The following is an 8,407-nucleotide window of genomic DNA, read 5'->3' on the forward strand; positions in this document are numbered from 1 at the left end:
ACAGTGACAGGCAATGTACTTAAAGCAAATCATTTTGATAACTCAACATTAAATAGCTTTGGTTATGTGATTGCTGAGCGCTAAGAAAAGTTACTAACGCAGGATAAATGGATTTACCACTTTAACTAAATGTAAAAAATTACGTATTGTTCTTCCCATGTGAACGTTAGGCTAACCCTCTGGGTTAGCCTTTTTTTAGCGTTCTGTAGAGCGAACTACTTCTATGATTTCAGTAGTCGAAATAGACGGAGTGCGAGGTAAATAAACTACTTCACATTGCGATCGGAAATTATCAAACTTGCCTTGCCAATCATCCCCCATCACCAGAACATCTGCTTTGAATTGCTCAATATAATCGCCTTTAAGCTCTAATGACTCTTCAAAAAACACTTCATCAACAAATTGCAAAGATGAAATAATCTTCTTACGATCTTCTTGTGAGTATATTGGAGTACGCCCTTTTTTTGAAAAATTAAGCGCATCTGAAGAAACACCAACAATTAAACAATCACCAAGTTCTCGTGCGCGCTCTAAAATTCGCACATGACCAACGTGAAAAACATCAAAGGTGCCAAAAGTGATAACTCTTTTCATTAAAATGCAATAGTTCTGTGATATGTAACTTGGCGCGTACTATATCACGAGTACACACCAAGATGACCTATGAGAGCAATAAATTCTAAAACTGCTTAAAATACTGGCTAAGCCATTCTATTTGTAAATGTATAAAAAGGATTAGTGCTTTATCAGGTAATCAACAACTCGCTGAGCACAATTTCCGTCTACATCACCTACATATTCTTTTGTGATAGCAACTCGAATTGCGTGTTTTGCCTGAGGGTTTTCAACTGCATTAGCCACGCACTTGGCAAGTGCTCTGTAATTAGCAGCACGCTCACAGAGTTGATGGAAGACCTCAATGCTCTCATCGATACGCTTTTTGAATCTAAATGCTAAAATGCCACGGTAACTCCAGCGTAGCTTATAAAAATCACACCAGATAACGGGTTTATCTAATGCTGCAAACTCAAAGATAGCGGAAGATGCATCTGATATCAGCACATCAGAAATCGCCATAAACTCTAACAGGTTATATTCTTCAACCCCTGCTAAATAAACATTGTCTTGCTTAGCCCAATTTTCTAACAAAAATTTTTGCTTTTTATAACGCGGTTTTGTGAGCGAGAAAAAATGCGGCTTTAAAATAATATTGTAGTTGGCAAAATCATCCGGGAATGATTTAGCAAATAACTCAATTGAGCTTGGGTAAAAGGTCGGTGCATACAATAAAGTAGGTTTAGTTTTATCAAGCCCCATTGAGGCTAAACTGCGCGTGGCTGTTTTGTTGTTAATCGCAGGATCTAGCTTGGCATAACCGCTGTCTACAAAATTTCCGCTTGGAAACATAGTTTGAAGATTACCAAGGCGCTTTTCACCTTCAACAAAACGCACTGTTGTAGGATTTTTGGAAACATCATAGTAACAACTTTTAGGGCCAACACCGTGCTGCATCAGTACTGTTTTGCTCACTTCGTGCAGTTGCTCTAAATCAGATACAGCATTACCAAAGACAATCCAATCAGCTTTTTGAGCTAAATAATGTGTTAACGATTCTTGCCAATTTTGCACAATTTTAAGTGACAATTTAGTCTCTTGAAGAGCCTTTTCAACAATGCGGTTTAAATCTTCATCATCTGTTTTGTAACCGATTAACTCAATATCGGTATCGTGCTGTTTAAACACATCGATTACCGGTAAATATTGCGGTAAATAATAGAGATGTTGAATATCGAAAATAACCTTCATTGCGTTGCCTAAATCATTTATGTGACATTTTTATGATCTCACAAAAACTTAATATCAGGCAAAAGCTTTTTAGCTGAATTTCCAGTATTTAAGTTTTTTTCTTAATTTAAAATTGCGCAGTAAATTAAGCGGTTTGTTTTTTTCTGTAGTAAGTTTACCTTGCAGCACTTGTTCAACCGCTTCAAGTACACGTGTACTTGATTGGCCGTCTCGGTACGGGTGTAACTGCTCAATGTAATCGCTTACGCTGTTTTGTAAACTGGTTGGAAACTGAAGCGCATATGCCAGTTTTTCTTCAAGTAATTCAGACTCTGTAAAATTCACCATGTAAGGTTGTGGCTCGATGTTATTGAAGGTCACTACTGGTTTATTTTGTACCAAAAACATTTGAATAACCGATGAGGTATCGCACAGCATTACATCTGCCTGTGTTAATAACGGTAATACGTTGTCGGTTTCAACAAAGGTTAAGTGTTCGCTTTCGAGGGATTTATATTGCTCAACAATCTGCTTGGGCATTTTGGGGTGAAACTGCACAAGCCAACGCCACCTACCCATTGCACTCAGTTTTTTAACTTGTTCAAACAAATGAGGCGCACAGGTTAAATTACGTGAAAAGGTTGAGCACATAAGTACCGTTTTCTTATCACTTTTAATATTTAAGCTTTGATTTTCGCTTTCTACCGATTTGAAAAGTGGGTCCAGTGTCGGCCAGCCTGTTTCTACTACATTAAAATAACCATGCTGTTTCGCTAGCTTTTCAAACGTTTGTGTGGTGTCTGGGCCTTGTGTGCAATAAAGATCAAAACACTGGCGAATATTAAAATGGTCGTTCAAACCACGGCGATTAATTTTCCCAGCATTAAAGCCATGAAATACAGCAACTTTAACCCCAGGAAAAAATCGAGGAACGGTATTACCCGGTACAAAAACCGCATCGGGTTGAAATGCTTTTACCTCATCAACTGTAACAAGTTGTAATTCATCTTCTTTTAGATAACTCGCATTTACTTCATTACCCCATAAAAACCACGCTGCTGTATCGCCACGGCGAAGAATTTCCTGTTGTAACGGTCTTAAAATAGCATAGCTATAGTTTTGAGATATGAAAAATAAGTATTTGCGCACTGCACCGGGATCCATTCGTTAGGTGTTACAACCAATAATACTTAACATTAAATGATATATTCAACGACATTAATAAACATTTTGACGTTTTAACTATGTTACTATCAATTTTTCGTGAATTTTTTATAGTAGTATGAATAAGCGTTATTTGATGTTTGTAATGCAGCCTTATAGCTATGCTATTTTAAGGCCTTTGCAGTCTGCAATATTAGCTCGTGGTGATGAAGTGGCTTGGTTTTTATCAGGGAATGATGTAAATGCCGCCAGCTTAACTGAACAAGAGCATTACTTATCCACTATTGAACAAGTAAAAGCATACAACCCAGATGCGGTATTTGTACCAGGCAATGTTGTACCTGATTTTATTCCAGGCGCTAAGGTACAAGTATTTCACGGTTTAGAATACAAAAAGAAAGGCCACTTTGCGATTCGAGGCTTTTTTGATCTCTATTGCACACACGGCCCACTCACCACAGAACCTTTTCAACAATTAGCAAAAAAGCATGGATATTTTAGTGTGGTGGAAACAGGCTGGCCAAAATTGGACCCTTATTTTGATTACGCCAAATGCATCAATGACAAACCAGTAATACTATACGCGCCTACTTTTTCACCCAGCTTATCTTCTTTACCTCATCTTTTTGAGCAGATAACGCTGTTGGCTCAATCGAATAAGTTCAAAATTGTCATTAAGTTTCACTCTAAAACCAAAACTGAATGGCAACAACTTTATCGCAGCTATAATAATGACAATTTAATTATCGATAATGGTGATAACTTAATTCCACTTATCCAACAAGCTGATATTGTGATTTCTGATACATCTAGCGCTGTGGATGAAGCATTATTGATAGGTAAACCCGTTGTTACTTTTAATAACTCATCACCACAAGCAGCATTAATCAACATAGATAACCCTTCAGAATTGAACATAGCCATTGATAAAGCACTCAAATTATCAGATGGTCAACGAGAAGTAATAGATAACTACATAAAGCAAGTTCATCCATTCCAAGATGGTAAAAGCGCTGAACGAATTTTGCAGGCTGTTGATGAATTATTGATAAGAGGCGTGAAACGCAAACCGCTTAATTTGATAAGAAAATATAAGATCAGAAAGCTTATGAAATACTACAAATTAGGTTAACACTCGATAAGTTCTTAATAAAAAAGGCGCCGAGGCGCCTTTTTTATTCTTTCTAAGCTTTATAATACAGCAAATTTAATTACAAATAATATTGATAGAATCCAAACACTAATACTTACTTCGTCGGCACGATTACACATTACTTTCACCGCAGTGTAAGCAATAAAACCCAGTGCAATACCGTGTGCAATTGAGAAGGTTAATGGCGTCATTAATAACACAACTGCAACGGGTACAGCTTCTGTCATATCGTCCCAATCTATCAGTTTTAAGTTTTGTAGCATTAATACGGCAACATACAAAATAGCACCCGCCGTTGCATAAGCAGGTACCATAGTTGCAAGTGGCGCAAAAAACAGCATTAGTAAAAAGCAAATACCCACAACAACTGCGGTTAAACCCGTTTTACCACCAACAGAAACACCTGCCACCGACTCAATATAAGATGTTGTTGTGGATGTACCTAACGTTGCACCAGCAATCGTTGCACAACTATCTGCACTAAGCGCTCTTCCCATACGCGGAATGTTGCCCTTTTCGTCAGAAAATCCTGCTTTTTGTGAAACAGCAACTAAAGTGCCTGACGTATCAAATAAATCGACGAATAAAAACGCAAAAATAACACTTAACATTGAAAGCTCAAGCGCACTTGCAAAGTCGAGTTTCATCCAAGTTGGTGCAAGTGAAGGTGGCATAGATACAATGCCATTATATTCAACTAGGCCAAGTGATAATGCGATTGCGGTTACACCTAAAATACTAAACAACACACCGCTTTTAATATCGCGGTACAAAAACGCTGCGATAAAGAAGAAACTGATAATCGCAAGTAAAGGTCCTGTTTGGGTAATATCACCTAATTGCACTAATGTCGCAGGGCTTGCCACAATAATGCCTGAATTTTTAAGCGCTATTAAAGCTAAAAATGCACCAATACCTGTGGCAATTGCACGTTTTAGTACTAATGGGATCGCATTGATTATCCACTCCCTTACTTTAAATAAACTTAATAGTAAAAAGATAATTCCTGAGAAAAACACAGCGGCTAGTGCACTTTGCCAACTGTAACCCATACCAAGTACAACACCGTAGGTGAAAAAGGCATTTAAGCCCATACCGGGTGCAAGTGCGATTGGATAATTTGCCCAAAACCCCATTATAAAGCAACCAATCGCAGCTGCTAAACACGTAGCAACAAATGCCGCACCTTGATCGATTCCAGCTTCTGCAAGCATTGCAGGGTTAACGAATACTATGTAAACCATAGTGACAAATGTGGTGATGCCAGCTATCACCTCACGCTTAACCGAACTGCCCTGTTGGTTTATTTTAAAAAGTTGTTCAAACATGATTACGTTACTGTGTCTTAAGGGGGCTGTGATCATACCAGTGACATACAAAAAATTAAATTTTTAAGTCATTGTGATCCGAAATTAAGTGAAAAAATCAAAAGCTTCTAAACTTACTTTGAGTTCACTTTATTTGGAGCATCATGGAAAACACGAATCAACCCATAGAAATAGACGCGTTAACAATAGCGGAAGTTGAACAACTTATTCTGTCTACGTTACTTGCAATAAAAAAAGAGCTCAGTGAAAAGCACGCTAAGGCTGACGCAAAAGACAGCGAACGACTATTTGCCACTTCGGTATCGATGTCAAAAGCGCGCAATGATGTCGGTGCAGCAAAATACATGCGATTCGCCGCAATGCAAGGCCATGTCAAAGCACAATTTTATTTAGGCATGATGTTCGCAAAAGGTTCGGGGCTGCCACAAAGTGTTTACCATGCATATACCTGGTTATGTTTAGCTGAAAGCCAAGGCTCAATTGAAGCTGTCGAGGCGATAGGCAAACTTCAGCCACTTTTACAGGCAAAACAAATTACTGATGCAAAAAAGCAAGCTGCTGATTTATATGAACTTATCCATGACAATATCTTTAACAATGAAAAAGTTGTTTAAAAAATAGCAAAAAACGCTTGAAACAGATTACTGTATAAACTACTGTATAGATAATTCCACTGTATATTTAAACAGGCATCGTTATGTTACAAGCTCAGCACCTTTCAACACAGCAAACGTTAGAAATAAGCGAAATCGCGTCAGATAAACTGAAAGTAATAAATGTGCAAGATGATATTCAAGAGACACTTGCTCTGATTGAGATTTTGCAAAAACATACCTGTGAAAACAAATGGACTTTGTTATTAGCACCAGATGCAGTACCAAGCAAATCATTATTAGAAAGCTTATCGATTGATCACAGTAAACTTTTGATTATTCGTAAGCGTCATTTAATTAACATTGAATATGTTGTTAACTCAGCGCTTAAAAACGGAAATTTTGGTGCAGTTGTATCGTGGACAAATATGTTAGATGAAGTGACATTAAGTTCGCTTGCGGCAAACCAATCTCACTTTAATGGCTATTTTTATCATTTTGCTGCAAGTAAAGGTATGACGACTAAACCTACACTTTGCTAAAATACCTTTTTAACTTAACGAAACGAAACTATGTGTTATTGCGGAAATTCTAATGCATTTGAGATGTGTTGCTTACCGATTATTAACGGTGAAACAAAAGCTGAAAATGCTGAACAACTTATGCGTTCTCGCTACAGTGCATATTGCATAAATAACAGTAACTATATTCATAACACCTATACAAGTTCTAAACAGGCAGAAAATAGTGTTCGTGATATTGCTGCATTTGCCGAACTAGTAAACTTTATTGGCCTCACTGTTTATAATTTTGAAGAAGTTGATAACACAGCAACAGTGCATTTTAAAGCTGACTATTTGTGTGATGGTTATTATTGTCAATTAGAAGAAACTTCAAACTTTATAGTGGAAGACAATCAATGGCGTTACTTAGATGGCACTATTACAGAACACGCTGAGGAAAAAGTTGGTAGAAATGACCCATGCCCATGCGGTAGTGAAAAAAAATACAAAAAGTGCCACGCTTTATAATTAACACATAACCGTTTTAATTAGTGGGTTCACACAAATAAAAAAGGCGATAACTATTATCGCCTTTTTTGTGTTTTAAATTGTGTGTTTTAGAGTGATTCAACCGTTATTAATTCTTTGCTTATTATTAAGCCTATGCAACGAAAGCAAAATCGTAGTTTTGACTTTTTTCAATACTGCTATAAAAGCCGTCAATATCCATCTTTTTATTTGTTAAAGCCACATTTTTGGCTGCAATTAATTTTTTTTGTGTTGCAGGTGGGCAATTGTCGATAACAACCGGTGAAATGTATTTTGTATCATTTTTGCAAGTGAATGGTTCTGGATTCAAGCATTCGTTAAGATGAATCGCATTTAAGCCTTGCTCGATTAGTAACTGACAGTTTTGTTGACCTATCAATCCATTAAATGGCTCAACAGCTAATGGCTTTTTCGGGCCAGCTCCTTGCTTAGCAAACTCAAGTAATGGATCACTGACTAATTCTTTTTCACTTTTCGGAAGATTAAACTGTGAAAATTCGGTTGCATCATGACTAAGCATGGCAAGTAAAAATGCAAAATCACTTTGACGGTCTGCAGCAACACTTTGGCAAAGTTGTTCTCCAAGTTGCGCTTCATGTGTGATGATCTGTTCAATTTGCATTTTTAATAATCAATTTGTTCAATAACAAAGCTGTTATCGACAAAAATATAAAAAACTTTAGCTTTAACCTTTACTTAATTTTTTAGTTTGTTAATATTCGCCTCGTTCTCGTGGAGGGGTTCCCGAGCGGCCAAAGGGATCAGACTGTAAATCTGACGGCATTGCCTTCGATGGTTCGAATCCGTCCCCCTCCACCACTTCTCTTTTATCCCAAATTCCAAATTCCAAATTCCAAATTCCAAATTCCAAATTCCAAATTCCAAATTCCAAATTCCAAATTCCAAATTCCAAATTCCAAATTCCAAATTCCAAAAAGTTAAAAACTCTACGCTCTAATAAGTCAAGTTTCTTTATTTGAAATTGAGGCCAATTTATTGCCTTTATCGATTTAAAAAAATGTTTGTGTGAAATTTAGCTACTGTGACTGGTTTTCGAGCAGTTAAACGCTAATTATTAAAAAATACTTTACAGCAAGATAAAGCTTCTCTAATATTGCGCCTACTTCAGTGGAGGGGTTCCCGAGCGGCCAAAGGGATCAGACTGTAAATCTGACGGCATTGCCTTCGATGGTTCGAATCCGTCCCCCTCCACCACTTTTTCCTAAAGTATCATTGCTTGAATATATCTAACATAAATCCATTTTCTTGTAGCCACTTTTCAGCTTTCTTGTATTCTGGATATAGCATTTTTACCACTTGCCAAAATCGGTA

General features: G+C 37.2%; 9 protein-coding genes and 2 tRNA genes. 6 read left to right on the forward strand and 5 right to left on the reverse strand.

What is annotated here, in order from left to right; genetic code table 11:
• Window positions 1-195: 195 nt before the first annotated feature.
• The 3 genes from ABYD77_RS16095 to ABYD77_RS16105 all read right to left on the reverse strand — a co-directional run bounded on the left by ABYD77_RS16095 (window position 196) and on the right by ABYD77_RS16105 (window position 2,949).
• Entirely contained in the window at window positions 196-594 is a 399-nt protein-coding gene (locus tag ABYD77_RS16095; protein ID WP_372771131.1) for an adenylyltransferase/cytidyltransferase family protein, read from the reverse strand.
• A gap of 141 nt (window positions 595-735) precedes the next feature.
• Window positions 736-1,806: a CDP-glycerol glycerophosphotransferase family protein gene (locus ABYD77_RS16100; RefSeq protein ID WP_372771132.1), complete on the reverse strand. Its 1,071-nt coding sequence runs from the start codon at window positions 1,804-1,806 to the stop codon at window positions 736-738.
• Between the two features lie 69 nt (window positions 1,807-1,875).
• Window positions 1,876-2,949 (reverse strand): CDP-glycerol glycerophosphotransferase family protein, encoded by a 1,074-nt coding sequence (locus ABYD77_RS16105; protein ID WP_372771133.1) that lies wholly within the window; start codon window positions 2,947-2,949, stop codon window positions 1,876-1,878.
• 118 nt (window positions 2,950-3,067) lie between these two features.
• On the opposite strand from ABYD77_RS16105, the gene ABYD77_RS16110 reads away from it, so the two are divergent.
• On the forward strand, window positions 3,068-4,081 hold the full coding sequence (locus ABYD77_RS16110) for a CDP-glycerol glycerophosphotransferase family protein (RefSeq protein ID WP_372771134.1): 1,014 nt from the start codon (window positions 3,068-3,070) through the stop codon (window positions 4,079-4,081).
• 59 nt (window positions 4,082-4,140) lie between these two features.
• On the opposite strand, the gene ABYD77_RS16115 is transcribed toward ABYD77_RS16110, so the two are convergent.
• Complete coding sequence (locus ABYD77_RS16115; RefSeq protein ID WP_372771135.1) at window positions 4,141-5,430, reverse strand: NCS2 family permease; 1,290 nt, start codon at window positions 5,428-5,430, stop codon at window positions 4,141-4,143.
• A 143-nt stretch (window positions 5,431-5,573) separates the two neighbouring features.
• On the opposite strand from ABYD77_RS16115, the gene ABYD77_RS16120 reads away from it, so the two are divergent.
• The 3 genes from ABYD77_RS16120 (at window position 5,574) to ABYD77_RS16130 (ending at window position 7,054) form a co-directional block, all read left to right on the forward strand.
• Complete coding sequence (locus ABYD77_RS16120) at window positions 5,574-6,044, forward strand: tetratricopeptide repeat protein (protein WP_372771136.1); 471 nt, start codon at window positions 5,574-5,576, stop codon at window positions 6,042-6,044.
• 83 nt (window positions 6,045-6,127) lie between these two features.
• Window positions 6,128-6,565, forward strand: a complete 438-nt coding sequence (locus ABYD77_RS16125) for a SulA-like leucine-rich domain-containing protein (RefSeq protein WP_274760025.1) — start codon at window positions 6,128-6,130, stop codon at window positions 6,563-6,565.
• A gap of 63 nt (window positions 6,566-6,628) precedes the next feature.
• Window positions 6,629-7,054, forward strand: a complete 426-nt coding sequence (locus ABYD77_RS16130) for a YchJ family protein (protein WP_372771137.1) — start codon at window positions 6,629-6,631, stop codon at window positions 7,052-7,054.
• A gap of 133 nt (window positions 7,055-7,187) precedes the next feature.
• On the opposite strand, the gene ABYD77_RS16135 is transcribed toward ABYD77_RS16130, so the two are convergent.
• Window positions 7,188-7,697, reverse strand: a complete 510-nt coding sequence (locus ABYD77_RS16135) for a VC2046/SO_2500 family protein (RefSeq protein WP_372771138.1) — start codon at window positions 7,695-7,697, stop codon at window positions 7,188-7,190.
• A 112-nt stretch (window positions 7,698-7,809) separates the two neighbouring features.
• Between ABYD77_RS16135 and ABYD77_RS16140 the strand changes: the two genes are divergently transcribed.
• A tRNA-Tyr gene (locus ABYD77_RS16140) sits at window positions 7,810-7,894 on the forward strand.
• Between the two features lie 311 nt (window positions 7,895-8,205).
• A tRNA-Tyr gene (locus ABYD77_RS16145) sits at window positions 8,206-8,290 on the forward strand.
• The last annotated feature ends 117 nt before the right edge of the window (window positions 8,291-8,407 follow it).

Source organism: Pseudoalteromonas sp., from assembly GCF_041629635.1.
Taxonomy (GTDB): domain Bacteria; phylum Pseudomonadota; class Gammaproteobacteria; order Enterobacterales; family Alteromonadaceae; genus Pseudoalteromonas.